The organism is Bacteroides sp. ET489, assembly GCF_030518095.1.
Lineage (GTDB): Bacteria > Bacteroidota > Bacteroidia > Bacteroidales > Bacteroidaceae > Bacteroides > Bacteroides ndongoniae.
Window position 1 is genome coordinate 1 of record NZ_JAULLJ010000052.1, and the last position, 16,102, is coordinate 16,102.

General features: G+C 46.3%; 11 protein-coding genes and 1 tRNA gene. 9 read left to right on the forward strand and 3 right to left on the reverse strand.

The genetic code is table 11. The annotated features are described in order from the left end of the window. Positions 1-871 (forward strand): ROK family protein (locus tag Q3C19_RS16770; protein WP_302730871.1); only part of this gene is annotated, 871 nt, incomplete at its 5' end. A 232-nt stretch (positions 872-1,103) separates the two neighbouring features. Here the strand turns inward: Q3C19_RS16770 and rplS are convergent. Then, complete coding sequence (gene rplS, locus Q3C19_RS16775; protein WP_071148678.1) at positions 1,104-1,457, reverse strand: 50S ribosomal protein L19; 354 nt, start codon at positions 1,455-1,457, stop codon at positions 1,104-1,106. 352 nt (positions 1,458-1,809) lie between these two features. Between rplS and Q3C19_RS16780 the strand changes: the two genes are divergently transcribed. The 4 genes from Q3C19_RS16780 (at position 1,810) to Q3C19_RS16795 (ending at position 9,159) form a co-directional block, all read left to right on the forward strand. Then, the gene (locus Q3C19_RS16780) at positions 1,810-2,577 is read left to right on the forward strand and encodes a 5'-nucleotidase C-terminal domain-containing protein (RefSeq protein WP_071149340.1); all 768 of its coding nucleotides are present in this window, start codon (positions 1,810-1,812) and stop codon (positions 2,575-2,577) included. Positions 2,578-2,629: 52 nt separating this feature from the next. Then, positions 2,630-3,481: a bifunctional UDP-sugar hydrolase/5'-nucleotidase gene (locus Q3C19_RS16785; protein WP_071148679.1), complete on the forward strand. Its 852-nt coding sequence runs from the start codon at positions 2,630-2,632 to the stop codon at positions 3,479-3,481. 33 nt (positions 3,482-3,514) lie between these two features. Further along, on the forward strand, positions 3,515-6,094 hold the full coding sequence (locus tag Q3C19_RS16790; protein WP_302730877.1) for a serine hydrolase: 2,580 nt from the start codon (positions 3,515-3,517) through the stop codon (positions 6,092-6,094). A 137-nt stretch (positions 6,095-6,231) separates the two neighbouring features. After that, positions 6,232-9,159: a glycoside hydrolase family 3 N-terminal domain-containing protein gene (locus Q3C19_RS16795; RefSeq protein ID WP_302730879.1), complete on the forward strand. Its 2,928-nt coding sequence runs from the start codon at positions 6,232-6,234 to the stop codon at positions 9,157-9,159. A gap of 46 nt (positions 9,160-9,205) precedes the next feature. Here Q3C19_RS16795 and Q3C19_RS16800 read toward each other — a convergent pair whose 3' ends face one another. Continuing rightward, positions 9,206-10,207, reverse strand: coding sequence for an aldo/keto reductase (locus Q3C19_RS16800; protein ID WP_071148680.1), 1,002 nt, complete (start codon positions 10,205-10,207; stop codon positions 9,206-9,208). Between the two features lie 471 nt (positions 10,208-10,678). Further along, positions 10,679-10,752, reverse strand: a tRNA-Met gene (locus Q3C19_RS16805). Between the two features lie 257 nt (positions 10,753-11,009). Here Q3C19_RS16805 and Q3C19_RS16810 point away from each other — a divergent pair. The 4 genes from Q3C19_RS16810 to Q3C19_RS16825 all read left to right on the forward strand — a co-directional run bounded on the left by Q3C19_RS16810 (position 11,010) and on the right by Q3C19_RS16825 (position 15,876). Continuing rightward, positions 11,010-11,396: an START-like domain-containing protein gene (locus Q3C19_RS16810; protein WP_277121292.1), complete on the forward strand. Its 387-nt coding sequence runs from the start codon at positions 11,010-11,012 to the stop codon at positions 11,394-11,396. Between the two features lie 76 nt (positions 11,397-11,472). Then, on the forward strand, positions 11,473-13,374 hold the full coding sequence (locus Q3C19_RS16815) for an LptF/LptG family permease (protein WP_071148681.1): 1,902 nt from the start codon (positions 11,473-11,475) through the stop codon (positions 13,372-13,374). Between the two features lie 11 nt (positions 13,375-13,385). Next, positions 13,386-14,600, forward strand: a complete 1,215-nt coding sequence (locus Q3C19_RS16820) for a bifunctional 3,4-dihydroxy-2-butanone-4-phosphate synthase/GTP cyclohydrolase II (protein ID WP_022162843.1) — start codon at positions 13,386-13,388, stop codon at positions 14,598-14,600. A gap of 82 nt (positions 14,601-14,682) precedes the next feature. Continuing rightward, the gene (locus Q3C19_RS16825; protein ID WP_022162842.1) at positions 14,683-15,876 is read left to right on the forward strand and encodes a pyridoxal phosphate-dependent aminotransferase; all 1,194 of its coding nucleotides are present in this window, start codon (positions 14,683-14,685) and stop codon (positions 15,874-15,876) included. Positions 15,877-16,102 lie beyond the last annotated feature (226 nt).

The window sequence follows — 16,102 nt, forward strand, 5'->3', positions numbered from 1 at the left end:
TAAAACAGGAGCGTATGCTGATGTCAACGATTATGTGGACGAAGTATGCAAACATCTGTTGCCGTTGATTATAGCCAACGGTGGTGTGGAAAGAATAAAGGGTATCGGTATTGGTGCTCCTAACGGCAATTATTATAGCGGTACAATTGAATTTGCTCCAAATTTGCCTTGGAAAGGTGTAATTCCATTGGCTAATATGTTCGAAGAACGTTTGGGGATTCCTACGGCACTGACCAATGATGCCAATGCTGCTGCTATCGGTGAAATGACATATGGTGCTGCGCGCGGAATGAAAGATTTCATCATGATAACATTGGGTACAGGCGTTGGTAGTGGAATTGTGGTCAATGGTCAGATGGTATATGGCCACGATGGTTTTGCCGGTGAGTTGGGACATACCATTATTCGCCGTGAGAATGGCCGTGTTTGTGGATGCGGACGTCGTGGCTGTCTGGAAACATACTGTTCGGCTACGGGTGTGGCACGTACGGCACGCGAGTTCCTTACTGCACGTACCGAACCTAGTTTGCTTCGTTCTATCCCAGCTGAGAATATCACTTCGAAGGACGTGTACGATGCAGCTGTAAAGGGTGATAAACTGGCTCAGGATATTTTCGAGTTTACAGGAACACTCTTAGGCGAGGCATTGGCCGACTTTATTGCTTTCTCCAGTCCGGAAGCGATTGTACTGTTTGGCGGATTGGCTAAATCTGGTGACTATATCATCAAGCCTGTTCAGAAAGCTATTGATGAAAATGTACTTAATATCTATAAAGGAAAAACGAAATTGCTTATTTCGGAACTCAAAGATGCAGATGCAGCTGTGCTGGGTGCCAGTGCATTGGGTTGGGAACTGAAAGATGTAAAATAAGCAGATTCGATTTATAAGAAACTATTAGAACGAAGAGAAGGGTGTGTTTATTGGAAAATAACATGCTCTTTTCTTTTTTTATTGAATTGCGCAGATTTTTGTGGACAATCAGGCTTAAAGCGTCTAGGTTTTACTTGTGTAGCTTAAGTTATGATATGTGGCTGATAAGTGTGGAAACAAAAAAGAGTGTATCGTTGCGGATACACTCTTGTTCGATAGCGGTTCAAAATGATTAGCCGTTAGCTCTTTTTTCTTTGATTCTTGCTTTCTTACCAGTGAGGGCACGCAAGTAATACAATTTGGCACGACGTACTTTACCCACTTTGTTTACTTCGATGCTGTCGATAGCCGGTGATTCAATCGGGAAGATACGCTCTACACCTACGGTACCTGACATTTTGCGTACAGTGAAACGCATCTTTTCGCCATGACCGGAAATCTTGATAACAACACCACGGTACAGCTGTACACGTTCCTTGTTACCTTCGATGATACGATATGCTACTGTTACTGTGTCACCTGCCTTGAAGCTCGGGTGTTGCTTGCCGGTAGCAAATGCTTCTTCTGCAATTTTAATTAAATCCATTGTTTTTATTATTAAATTGTTTGATCGTTACAACGCAACATACCAGGCTTCTCTCGGTGTGTCCTGACAGCGATTGCGCGAAAGCGGTGCAAAGGAACGAATTATTTGTCAGATACACAAATGTTTTCGGCTTATTTTTGTTTGAAGCGTCTTTTCTCTAAGTTTGGAAAGGGCGGTATTCTTTTCCTGCAGTTTTTCCGGTGGCGTGTCCCGGTTTTTTAAAATAAGTTTTTGCCTTGTTTATTTTTCCTTTTGCAATACTTGTTGTTCGTCAAGAAAAAGTATCTTTGTGGCAATAAAGAAAAAAATAAGTATGTGTCCGTTTAGCGGATTTTCAGTAAAACAAATGCAGATGAAAAAGAATTATTTGAATCTTCTTTCAGGGACGGTACTGGGTACTGTCTTCTTTTTAATGTCGTGTCACTCTGCTTACGAGGTAATAAAGGTTGAGGGGGAAAGGGTGGCAATTGATTCTTCGTGGGATGCTCGTTCCGATGCGGATGCGCAGGCGTTGCTTGCTCCTTATAAGGCTACGGTGGATAGTATTATGTATCGGGTCGTAGGTACGGCAGATGTGTCGATGGACCGTAAACGTCCGGAAGATCTTTTGTCGAATCTAGTAGCCGATGTGTTACGCGAATCGGCGGTACCGGTTTTGGGTAAACCGGCAGATATGGGTCTTGTCAATATAGGTGGTTTACGCAGTGTGCTGACAGAAGGACCTATTAGTTGTGCTGAGATTTATGAGATACTGCCTTTCGAAAACGCGCTTTGTGTACTTACGATAAAGGGGACCTATTTAAAGCAACTGTTTGAAAATATTGCAGCCCGTGGTGGAGAAGGTGTTAGTGGTATAAATCTGGAAATCACGTCTGATGGAAAGTTGTTGAAGGGCACGATAAGTGGCTGTTCAGTAGAGGATGAGAAACTGTATACGATCGCAACAATTGATTATCTGGCAGAGGGAAATGATGGTATGACAGCATTGATACAGGCTGAAAAACGGGAATGTCCCGATGGGGCACGTTTGCGTGACCTTTTTATGCAGTATGTAGAGAAACAGACGGCTGCCGGGAAAGTGATTACATCACGTATGGAAGGTCGGATTGTCGTAAAATGATGTCTGAGTATGATTTTTCAGTTGTTCAATCTTTAAAGTTTTGATGAGTCGTATGAAACGTTTTTATATTGTCGGCCTGCTGTTGGTTTGTATGGCCGTTGTTGTCTCGGCACAACAGAAAGAGTTGTTTATTCTTCAGACTAGCGATACGCATAGTCGTATTGAACCTATTCCCCCGCATACAGCCGATCCGGCTGCCGGTATGGGTGGAGTAGTGCGTCGGGCTACATTTGTGAAAGAATTCCGTAATGAGCATCCTGATGTATTGCTTTTCGATTGCGGTGATATCTCGCAAGGTACACCTTATTATAATTTGTTTAAAGGGGAAGTTGAGATAAAGTCTATGAATCTGATGAAGTATGACGCTATGACCATCGGTAATCATGAGTTTGATTTTGGCATGGATAATATGGCGCGCTTGTTTCGTATGGCCAATTTCCCGGTTGTTTGTGCTAATTATGACATGACAGGTACTGTTCTTGAAGGTATTGTGAAACCTTACGTTGTTCTCGAACGTAGTGGATTGAAAATAGGAGTATTCGGCATCAGTCCGAAACTGGAAGGCTTGGTTCAGGCTGACAAGTGCGAAGGTGTGGTCTATAAAGATCCTGTGGCTACAGCTCAGGAGATGGCTGATCTGTTGAAGAACAAAGAGCATTGCGACGTGGTTATCTGTCTTTCGCATTTGGGTATTCAGCCGGGAGCTGCTGACTCGGAAGAATATGACAACAACCTTGTAGCCAAGACACGTAATATTGATGTGATTTTGGGTGGCCATACCCATACCAATATGGAACATCCTGCGATCTATCAGAATGCTGACGGAAAAGATGTTCCTATTATGCATGTTGGCAAGAGCGGTGTTTATGTTGGTAAGATGAAGTTGACACTACAAGCGGAATAATCTTTTTCCTTAAAGAGTGAGGATGTGTAGATGATGAAAAAGAAGATTCAGATATATTTGTTAGAGGCTGTTCTATTGTTATCGGGAATTTTTGTACTGCCTGTGTCAGCACGAAGTGTGGAATATACACAGGTCGCAACAAAAGATGAGGCTTGCAGTCAGTGGGTCGATTCTGTTTTTTCCCGGTTGACACGGAACGAGAAGATCGGACAATTACTGGTGGCTACGTTGCCGGCTGAGGCAAGCCGCCAGAATAAAAAGATGGTCCGTACGTTGGTTAGAAAATACAAAATCGGTGGATTGGTATTCGATGGAGGTACTCCGGAAGAACAGGCTATTCTGACCAATCTGGCACAGGGCGGATCTGAACTCCCCTTGTTGATTACGACACGGGGAAGACGCCTGTCGGATCGTCTTTCGGGAGTCCCTGTGTTCCCTAATGAGGCAGCTTTGCAATGCATGACAGATACAATACTGATGCAGAAGTATCGTACTGAAGCCTTACGTGAGTTTCATGAACTGGGGATGTTTGGTGATATTTTGCCAGCAGAACTGGAAGGCGAACGTTTTCTGGAAGGTATGGTTGTGTCTTACGGAAATGCTTTGCGCGAACATCACGAATTGGTGAAAGCATTGCAATCGGGCGAACTGACAGAAGATGAGTTGGAGGAACGCTGCCGAAAAGTGTTGGCACGTAAATATATGTTGGGTTTACGTGGACGGCAGCCGAAATTGCAGGTCAGTGGCATCAGTTATCGTATTAATACTGAATCGGCACAGGCTTTGGCTGCCGATTTGCGTCGGGCTGCGGTGACGGTGGTCAGCAACTATTTTGGAGTTTTACCTTTGGCGCCGGTTGAAGGAGATATTGTGGTGCTTAGTATTGGCGAAGCAGGAAAAGACTCGGCTTTTGTGGAAAGATTGAAGGAGAGTGCTGGAATTGTCCGTTATCAGTTGGCTGCCGATGCTGATGCGGCGGCGTGTGAATCGGTAAGGTTAGAGTTGCAGCCGTTTCGTCGTATGATTGTCAGTATCACAGGACAGGGTTTACAGATATTGGGTCCTGAAGTGCAGAACTTTCTGGAAAGCCTGGAAGTACAAGCTCCGTTGGTCTATGCGTTCTTTGCTCCTTTTCAGTCAACATATGCGTTGGAGCAGGCTTTGGCAAGGTCCAGTGCGTTAGTGTTGGCTCATTCTCAAGAATCTGATTTGCAGCAGTATGTAGCCGATGTTTTGTTTGCGAAGGATTCGGCAACGGGGCGTCTGTTTGTCAATATAGGCCGGTCTTTTCCGGTGGGAGCAGGATGCAGTATTGCAACGGGAATGAAACCGGTACGGATGTTACCCGAAGATATCGGAATGAAGTCGTACGTTTTGCAGCAGATAGATAAGGTGGCCATAGACGGGCTGAAAAAAGGTGTATACCCAGGGTGCCGGATTCTGGTCTGGAAAAATGGCCAGACTATTTATGACAGAGGTTTCGGAACGCATTCTTTGCAGGACACGACTTCGGTTCGGCAGACTGATATGTTCGATTTGGGTGCATTGACTATGCCTATGTCTACTGTGTTGGCGGTGATGAAGTTGTATGAGGAAGGACGATTGAAACTGGATGCTAAAGTATCTTCTTATCTTCCTTTTTTGCGCGGCAGTAATAAACGCAACATTACGATTCGTGACCTGTTGTTTCACGAAGCCGGATTGGCACCTCATTTACGTTTCTACATTGAAACGATCGATCCGCGTTCTGTACACGGACCATATGCCCAAAGTTGGGCAGACCAGTGGCATCGGACACGGGTCAGCGAGCACAGCTATTTTTGTACAGATTTTAAGTTTAAGAAGGGGTTGATATCGTCTTCGCGGACGTCTTCACATACATTGCAGGTGGCTGATGGACTGTGGCTGAACAAAAGTTTTAAGAATACTATGTTGCAAATGATTGCCAAAAGTGATCTGATAGGCAGGCGTTCGGTGTACAGTAGTCTGGCTGGAATCCTGTTGCAACAGGTGGTGGAATCAATAACACAATTGCCGCTGAATCTGTATGTGGCAAAAGAGTTTTATGCTCCGATGGGGTTGCAGCGTACAATGTATTTGCCATTGTCGCGTTATGATAAGTCGGAAGTAATGCCGACTGCCTTCAATGATTTCTTATGCCGGCAGGATTTGTGCGGATACGTTTATGATAAGACAGCAGCCTGTATGGGTGGTGTGTCGGGCAATGCCGGATTGTTTTCGACAGCCGGTGAGGTGGCTATTGTTTTCCAAATGCTGTTGAATGGTGGAGAATGGAACGGAAAGCGCTTCTTGAACGAACAAACTTGTCGTCTGTTTACTACCGAGACGTCGAAGTACAGTCGTCGTGGTTTGGGCTTTGACCGTCCTGACGCTTCGGTTGCATTGCGCAGTCCTTGTTCGCTGTCTACGCCGGCAACGGTTTATGGACATACAGGTTCTACCGGAACATGCGCTTGGGCCGATCCGGAGAACGGGTTGGTATATGTATTCCTTAGTAACAGTCTTTGTCCGAATGCTTGGAATACGAAACTGGGCGATTTGGATATCCGTGAAAATATTCAGGAGCTGATTTATCAGAGTTTGAAGAAATAGATAAAAATATCTTGTGGATTATGATGAAACGATTGCTATTCTTCCTTTTAGTCTTTATGGTTTGTTGTGGACATGTGGCTTCCGATAGGAGCTTGTCTCTTGTTCCACCCGAACCGACTGCACCGGTGGAACCGTTGATGATACGCCCTTTTGCGGATGATGTGCGTTGCAGGCAGTGGGTGGATTCGGTGATGGAAGAGCTGACTTTGGAAGAACGTATCGGGCAATTGTTTATTTATACCATCGCACCGCAGCCTACGAAGAAGAACAGGGAACTCTTGCGTAAGGTCGTAAAGGACTATAAGGTTGGCGGTCTGCTCTTTTCGGGCGGACAGTTACAGAATCAGGTGACACTGACTAATGAAGCACAGCGGATGGCCGAGGTTCCACTGTTGATGACTTTTGATGGGGAATGGGGGCTGGCAATGCGCTTGCGTGGTACTCCTTCGTTTCCGAGGAATATGGTGCTGGGATGTATTCAGGACGACAGCCTGATTTATGAATATGGCCGTGAAGTGGCCCGTCAGTGTCGCGAACTTGGAGTGCAGGTCAATTTTGCACCGGTAGCCGACGTTAACATCAATCCGGAGAATCCGGTTATCAATACTCGCTCTTTTGGCGAAAGTCCGGTAAACGTAGCAAGTAAAGTGATTGCTTATGCCACTGGACTTGAATCGGGTGGAGTATTGTCTGTCAGCAAACACTTCCCCGGGCACGGTGATACTGATACCGATTCGCATAAGGAACTTCCTTTATTGCCTTTCAGCCGTGAGCGTCTGGACAGTGTGGAACTGTATCCTTTTAAGAAGGCTATCCGTGCCGGTGTAAGCGGCATTATGGTGGGGCATCTGGAAGTACCTGTTTTCGAGGTTCGTAACGGATTGCCTTCGTCGTTGTCGCGTAATGTGGTGTACGACTTGTTGACGAGAGAACTGAAGTTTCAGGGACTTGTTTTTACGGATGCACTTGCCATGAAGGGGGTAGGCGAGAGTGCAACGCTTTGTCTTCAGGCGTTGAAGGCTGGTAATGACTTGTTGCTGGTGCCGCGCCGTATCAAAGAGGAAGTGGCCGCTGTGCATGCAGCTGTGAAGCATGGCGAACTGTCGCGTGAAGAGATTGATGCCAAATGCCGGAAGGTGTTGACTTATAAATATGCTTTGGGCTTGAACAAGAAACCTCATATCCGCTTGTCTGGACTGACCAATCGGATTGACCGACCGCATACGCGTGACCTGATACGACGTCTCAATCTGGCATCTATAACAGTACTGGGCAATGATTCGGGACTGTTGCCTCTTGATCCGGTAGTAAAAAAGGTTGCGGTGCTGAATGTTGGCGAACCAAATAGATTGAAGCCTTTCTTGAAGGGACTATCGGTTTATACTCAACCGAAGGAGTTCTGTCTGACACAGGATATGACGGAGGAAAACCGGAAACAACTGATGGATTCGTTGGCGAACTACAAGCGTATCGTGGTAGGCATTACCGTACGAAAGCTGTCAGCCTATAAGTCTTTCTTTGATAATTTTGCGCCCAGTGTGCCGGTTACTTTTGTGGCATTTGTTTCTGGAAAGGAACTTGTTCCAATAGAAAAATGTATGGCAAAGGCCGGTGCGGTAGTGCTTGCTCATTCGTCGGAAGACGATGTGCAATGTCAGGTGGCAAAGATATTATACGGAAAGGCTTGTGCCAATGGCAGGTTGTCGGCAAGTATCGGCAGTCTGTTTGCAGCAGGAGCCGGGACAGATGTTGGGCCACGGACGGTGCCTCATTTCATTCCAGAAGAACATGGCATGAACTCGCAAAAATTGGCGTGTATCGACTCGATTGCCCAGGAAGGAATCCGTAGAGGTGCTTATCCGGGTTGCCAGATTGTGGTGTGGAAGGATGGTAAGGAAATGTACAACAAGGCGTTTGGAACACACGGACGGATGAACCGGAACGGAACTGCAGAAATTCCAGTGAAGCCGACCGATGTGTACGACATTGCCTCGCTGACCAAAACAACGGCTACCCTGCTGGCTGTGATGAAGCTCTACGATGAAGGTAAATTGAATCTGACTGATCGGATAGGAGACATTTTGCCTTTTCTGAAGAATACCGACAAGCGAAACATTACCATTCGCGAACTGCTGTTGCACGAATCGGGACTTCCTTCTACCTTGCTGTTCTACGGAGAAGCTATTGATAAGGATAGCTATCGGGGCGGACTTTACAAACAGAAGCTGGATAAGCTGCATTCGGTACGGATAGGAGCCAGCACATGGGCCAATTCGAATTTCCGTTTCAAGAAAGGGCTTGTCTCGAAAGTACGTACGTCGTCTCATGTCTGGCAGGTGTCCGACAGTCTTTGGCTTGACAAGTCGTTCAAGCAGATTTATTTGAAGAAGATTGCGGATGCGCCTTTGAGGGATAAGCGCTATCGCTACAGTTGTGTAGGTTTTATCGTACTTCAGCAAGTAGTCGAAACTTTGTCTGGCCTGCCGTTGGATGCATATCTGGAGAAAGTGTTTTATGCTCCTATGGGATTGACGCATACAGCTTATTTACCGCTTCAACGGCTGCCGAAAGAAGAAATTGTGCCTTCTTCTTCCGATCCGTTTCTGCGGAAAACGGTTCTTCGCGGATATGTGCATGATGAGTCGGCTGCTTTTCAGGGAGGAGTATCGGGCAATGCCGGACTGTTTTCGAATGCCGGTGAGGTGGCAAAGATTTATCAGATGCTGCTGAACGGTGGAGAGTTGGACGGAAAACGTTATCTGAGCAGGGAGACATGTCGTTTCTTTACGACTAGCGTTTCCAAAATAAGTCGCCGTGGGCTAGGCTTTGACAAGCCAGATAGTCGGCATCCGGAAAAGAGTCCTTGCGGTAAGTTGGCTCCGGCTTCGGTTTATGGCCATACAGGGTTCACCGGCACGTGTGCCTGGGTCGATCCGGATAACCGTCTGGTGTATGTTTTCCTCAGTAACCGTATTTATCCGGATGTATGGAATACGAAGCTGATGAAGCTTGATATCCGTACTCGCATACAGGATGCAATCTACCGTTCACTGATAAAAGAGTGAGCGGTGGGTTGTCCAGTTTAATAGGCTTCGTACATGTCTGTTCCAATCATGCAAGAATGTTTTCGATCAGACTTAGTTCTTCCTGGGTGAAAGAAGTGTTGTCGAGAGCTTTCAGATTGTCTGCCAGTTGGCCTACAGAGCTGGCTCCGATGATGACCGAAGTTACCAATTCGTCTTTCAGCAACCATGCCAGCGACATTTCGGCCAGCGTTTGTCCGCGTTGCAAGGCCAGTGCGTTCAAGGCTTTGATTCTGTTCAGAGTTTCTTCTGTTAGAGCTTCTTTTTTCAGGAATCCACCCCGTGCCATGCGTGAATCTTCCGGAATACCGTTCAGATAGCGGTTAGTCAGCAGGCCTTGGGCTAGCGGTGAGAAAGCGATAAAGCCGCTACCGTTCTCTTGTGCCTGTTTCAGGATGCCTGTTTTTTCGGGTTCGCGACTGAAGAGGCTGTATCTTCCTTGATAGAGTAGGCAGTGTACGTCTCTCTCTGCCAGATATTGGTAGGCGAAGGCTGCCTTTTCGGCGGGATATTTGGAGATGCCTACATAGAGCGCTTTTCCCTGACGAACAATGTCGACAAGGGTTTGCAAGGTTTCTTCGAGCGGTGTGTTGGGGTCGTAGCGGTGGGAGTAGAATATGTCCACGTAGTCCAGATTCATTCTTTTAAGGCTTTGGTTTAAGCTGCTCATCAGCGATTTGCGCGACCCCCAGTCGCCATAGGGGCCAGGCCACATTTCATGCCCGGCCTTGGTTGATATGAACAGTTCGTCGCGGTAGGGCATGAAAGATTTCTTCATGATTGTGCCGAAAGTTTCTTCAGCCGAGCCAGCGGAGGGGCCGTAATTGTTGGCAAGGTCGAAGTGAGTGATGCCTCGGTCGAAGGCGTAGTGGGCCATGGCTTGTGAATTGGCGAATGTGTCCACATCGCCAAAGTTATGCCACAGTCCCAGTGAGATTTCGGGTAACAGGATGCCACTGCGTCCGCAACGGCGATACTTCATTCCGTTATTATACCGGTTATCGTCAGGTCTATAGTCAAAGGGTTGCATGGTGATTATTCTTTTTAGTGTCTTTAAATAGGTTTGCTCAGGCTTCATTCGAAAACGTTTGGAAGAATGAGTGTCTGGAATAGGTTTGCCTGTTACAAAGGTAATGATAAAATATGAATTTGCATTGCTTTTCTTCGACACTTCATATAGCCTTAATAGACACTTGCACGGCTCATGAGCGACACTTGTACGGCTCGCGAGAAACACTTGCGCGGCTTATGAGCCACACAAGTGTGGCTCGGACGCTATGTTTTTATGGTGAAATCAGATATTGTTGGAGCTGATTTTTGCTTTATTTGCTATTGTTGAAAGGAATTCTGCTTATTCCTTTCACGCTTTCACTTGTGAGTTAATTCGCTGATAGGTAATGGAGTATGGTGAAACTTCACGTTTCGTGCACCTTTCACAGGCGCATAAAACAAAAAAGACCGCCAAGAGTGGAAGCCTCTCAACAGTCTTATCTTATCAGAGTAGCGGGACCCGGGATTGAACCGGGGACCTCATGATTATGAATCATGCGCTCTAACCAGCTGAGCTATCCCGCCATCATTTCTCGATTGCGGGTGCAAAGATAGAGCATTTATTTGAACTACCAAAACTTTTCGTGTCTTTTTTGTGCATTTTTTCTCTGAAACTTCAATGAAGCATGTGAAACATCTTTTTTTATGTCTTTATTTTGTATTGATTATCAGTTTGTTGTGGTGAAATATGCTCTTCTGTGGGAACAAAAAGCATAGATTCCTTTTTCTAATTAGAAAAAAGTATTTATCTTGGCAACGCAAAAGAAAGCTGAATAATGACTATGGAAAGAAAGAAAATACACTTGGAATACCTTTTGAACGCGACTTCTAAAAGCATCCTTTGGTCTGCCATCAGTACTCCTACCGGCTTGGAAGTCTGGTTTGCAGACAGAGTGCAGTCGGATGATAAGATTGTAGACTTCTTTTGGGGTAAAACGGAAAAGCGGACCGCCGAGATTGTGGCTGTACGTGCTTATTCATTTATCCGTTTCCGTTGGTTGGACAATGAAATCCCTCGCGAGTATTTTGAACTAAAGATGACAAATAGCGAACTGACCAATGACTTTGTACTCGAAATTACTGACTTTGCTGCCGCCAACGAGGTGGATGACGTACGTGAGTTGTGGGAGTCGCAGGTGGAGACATTACGGAGAACGTGTGGTTTTTAGTTAACTTTCGATTAAAAATTTTCCGTACTCCTTTTTTTGTGCTACTTTTGTGTCTTCAATGCATGATACGAATAAGATGCTGCGCATAAAAAAGTTAGATATATTTATATTGAAGAGTTTTTGCCTGCTGTTTGTAGGCACTTTCTTTATCTGCCTTTTCATCTTCATGATGCAGTTCCTGTGGAGGTATGTAGACGAAATGGTAGGAAAGGGACTGGAAATTTCAGTCTTGGCTCAATTCTTTTTCTATTCGGCACTGACGTTGGTACCGGTGTCGCTTCCTTTGGCCATTTTGTTGGCTGCCCTGATCACGTTCGGAAATTTTGGTGAGAGGTTCGAGTTGCTGGCTATGAAGGCGGCAGGTATTTCTCTGATCAAAATCATGCGTCCGCTGATTGTATTCATTTCGCTGATTTGTTGTGTATCCTTTTATTTTCAGAACGTTGTGGGGCCTAAGGCACAGACCAAACTGTGGACGTTACTTCTTTCCATGAAACAGAAATCGCCCGAGTTGGACATTCCCGAAGGCGTGTTCTACGACGAGATAGAGGGTTACAACCTGTATGTGAAGCACAAAGACCGTAAGACCGGTATGCTGTACGACGTACTGATATATAATTTCGAGAAAGGATTCGAGAACGCACAGATCATCAAAGCCGACTCCGGACGCCTGGAGATGACAGCAGATAAACAGCACTTATATTTGCATCTGTTCAGCGGTGAGCAGTTCGAGAATCTGAAGTCGCAGAGCATGAACCAGAAGAACGTGCCCTATCAGCGGGAAGCTTTCCGTGAGAAACATGCCATCATAGAGTTCGACTCTGACTTCAACATGGCCGACGAAGGCTTTATGAGCGGGCAGTCGAGCAGTAAAAATATGGCAACGTTGGAGGCGGACATTGATTCGATGAAGGTGCTGAACGACAGTGTGGGGCGGGCTTATTATAACGAAGCGATGGAAGCTACTTACCGGCCTGTACCCCATCTGACAAAGTCTGATACGACCAAGATTGAGAAAGCCGTACTTTCCAGTTTCAATGTAGACAGTCTGTTTGATGCGGCAACGCTGATGGAGAAACAGAAGATCATTTCATCGGCCGTGAGTCGTGCCGAGTCGGCAGCAAGCGACTGGAGCTTCAAAGGTTTTAATATACAACAGACTGAGTCTTCCCTTCGAAAGCATATGACTGCTTGGCACGAAAAGTTTACCCTTTCGTTGGCCTGCCTGATATTCTTCTTCATCGGTGCTCCCTTGGGCGGTATCATCCGCAAAGGCGGTTTGGGTATGCCGGTGGTAGTGTCGGTGCTGATATTCATTATCTATTATATCATTAATAATACGGGCTACAAGATGGCGCGCGACGGCAAGTGGATTGTCTGGATGGGTATGTGGACCAGTACAGCTATTCTGGCACCGTTAGGAGCTTTCCTTACTTACAAATCTAACAACGACTCTGTAGTGCTGAACGCTGATGCCTATATTAATTGGTTTAAGAAGATTATCGGTATCCGCAGTGTGCGGCACATGTTCCGTAAGGAAGTCATCATTCACGACCCCGATTATGACAGAATCCCCGGTGACTTGCAGCAGCTTTCGGACGATTGTCGCGACTATGTGGCAAGAAATGATCTGAAGCATGCTCCAAATTATTTCAGACTGTGGATGAACGATAAGGTGGACGAGGAAGTAGAGAAGATCAACGAACGTATGGAGGCGCTGATTGACGAAATGTCGAACACGCGTGCCATGTCGTTGCTGACAGCTTTGAACAATTATCCGGTGATACCTGTTCATGCTCATGTACGTCCATTCCATAATTATTGGCTGAACCTGGCCTGCGGAGTCGTGTTCCCGGTAGGACTGTTTTTCTATTTCCGTATTTGGGCGTTCCGCATACGGTTGAGTAAGGATATGGAACGTGTCATAAAGACAAACGAAGATGTGATATATATCATAAAGAATCTCAGGGATAAATAAATAATAACGATATGGAAAATGTAAAACTGAATACCATAGAAGAAGCCATTGAAGAATTCAAGGCTGGTAACTTTGTCATCGTAGTAGACGATGAAGATCGTGAAAACGAGGGCGACCTTATTATCGCTGCCGAAAAGATTACCCCCGAGAAGGTAAACTTCATGTTGAAACATGCGCGTGGTGTGCTGTGTGCTCCGATTACCGTGTCGCGTTGCAAGGAATTGGACTTGCCACATCAGGTGCTTGACAATACTTCCGTACTGGGAACTCCTTTTACGGTGACTATCGATAAACTGGAAGGCTGTTCAACCGGTGTATCGGCTGCCGACCGTGCTGCTACCATTCAGGCGTTGGCCGATCCGGCGTCGACTCCTGCTACTTTCGGTCGTCCCGGTCATATTAATCCGCTTTATGCTCAGGAAAAAGGTGTACTTCGCCGTGCCGGACATACCGAGGCTACCGTTGATATGTGCCGTCTGGCAGGACTCTATCCGGCTGGTGCGCTGATGGAGATAATGAACGATGACGGAACCATGGCCCGTTTGCCTGAGTTGCGTAAAATGGCCGATGAATATGGACTGAAGCTCATCTCTATCCGTGATATGATTGCTTACCGTCTGAAGCAAGAATCCATTGTCGAGAAGGGGGTAGAGGTGCACATGCCTACCCAGCATGGTGATTTCCGCCTGATCGCTTTCCGTCAGAAATCCAACGGGCTGGAGCACGTGGCCTTGTTCAAGGGCGAGTGGGAACCGGACGAGCCGATTCTGGTACGTGTACACTCTTCGTGTGCTACGGGTGATATTTTTGCTTCCAAGCGTTGCGACTGTGGCGAGCAGCTTCACAAAGCGATGGAAATGATTGAAAAGGCAGGCAAGGGAGTGGTCGTTTATCTGAATCAGGAAGGCCGTGGCATCGGATTGATGGAGAAAATGAAAGCCTATAAGTTGCAGGAAGACGGTATGGACACGGTGGATGCCAACATCTGTCTGGGGCATTTGGCCGATGAACGCGACTATGGTGTGGGTGCTCAGATTCTTCGTGAGCTGGGCGTACACAAAATGCGTCTGATGACCAACAATCCTGTGAAGCGTGTAGGACTTGAAGCTTACGGACTGGAGATTACCGAGAATGTTCCTATCGAAACAACTCCCAATCCTTACAACGAGCGCTACCTGCGTACGAAGAAAGAGCGCATGGGGCATACGCTACACTTCAATAAGTAATTTGACTATTTGTTTTTCCGTGTCGGGAAAAATCTGTTATTTTGCAATCGGAATATAACAACCTTCTAAATATAGAAATAAGATGAATCAATTATCTGACCGTTTGAACAGTCTGTCGCCGTCGGCGACATTGGCCATGTCTCAGAAAAGTGCCGAACTGAAGGCGCAGGGCGTGGATGTGATTAACCTGAGTGTCGGTGAACCTGACTTCAATACTCCCGACCACATTAAAGAGGCTGCTAAACAGGCAATCGACGAGAACTATTCCCGTTATTCTCCCGTAGCCGGCTATCCAGCCTTGCGCAATGCTATCGTGGCCAAACTGAAAAACGAAAACGGTCTGGACTATACCGCTGCCCAGATTTCGTGTGCCAATGGTGCTAAGCAATCGGTGTGCAACACTGTTTTGGCACTTGTCAATCCGGGTGATGAAGTCATTGTTCCTGCTCCTTACTGGGTTAGCTATCCGGAGATGGTGAAACTGGCCGAGGGTACACCTGTTATTGTAACGGCTGGTATCGAACAGGATTTTAAAATGACTCCTGCTCAGCTGGAGGCTGCCATTACACCAAAGACTAAAGCATTGATTCTTTGCTCTCCGTCCAATCCGACGGGTTCGGTCTACAGTGCCGAGGAATTGGCCGGACTGGCTGCTGTGCTCGAAAAGCACCCGCAGGTAATCGTTATTGCCGACGAGATTTATGAACATATCAACTATATTGGCCGTCATCACAGCATTGCCCAGATTCCGTCGATGAAAGACCGTACGGTTATCGTCAACGGTGTATCAAAAGCATACGCTATGACAGGCTGGCGTATCGGTTTCATTGCCGGTCCCGAATGGATTGTAAAAGGCGTGAACAAGTTGCAGGGACAGTATACTTCAGGTCCTTGCTCTGTATCGCAGAAAGCAGCCGAAGCAGCTTACACAGGTACGCAAGCTCCGGTAGAAGAGATGCGTCAGGCTTTCCAACGCCGTCGCGATCTTATTGTGAAGCTGGCTAAGGAAGTACCGGGCTTCGAAGTGAATGTTCCCGAAGGTGCTTTCTACCTCTTCCCAAAATGTAGTTCGTTCTTCGGAAAGTCGGCTGGTGACCGTAAAATCAATACTTCCGATGATTTGGCTATGTACCTGCTCGAAGTAGGTCACGTGGCTTGTGTAGGCGGAACTTCTTTCGGTGCGCCCGATTGCATCCGTATGAGCTATGCTACTAGCGATGAAAACATTGTTGAGGCTATTCGCCGCATTAAGGAAGCATTGGCTGCACTGAAGTAAGCTGTAGTTATACAAATAATTATTATAAATCCTCTTGCCGGATCCCTTTCTCGGGTACGGCAAGAGGATTTTTCTTTTATCTTTGTTTTTATATTGGAAGACAGTAATATTGGATGAGGTAGAGCCGTATTCTTGTTCTGGTTTTGCTTGCGTGACTGTCTGGACTAATGGATAAAAAGAACATAGATTGACTAAAATAGCAGAGATCATGAAAAGAAGTTTGTAT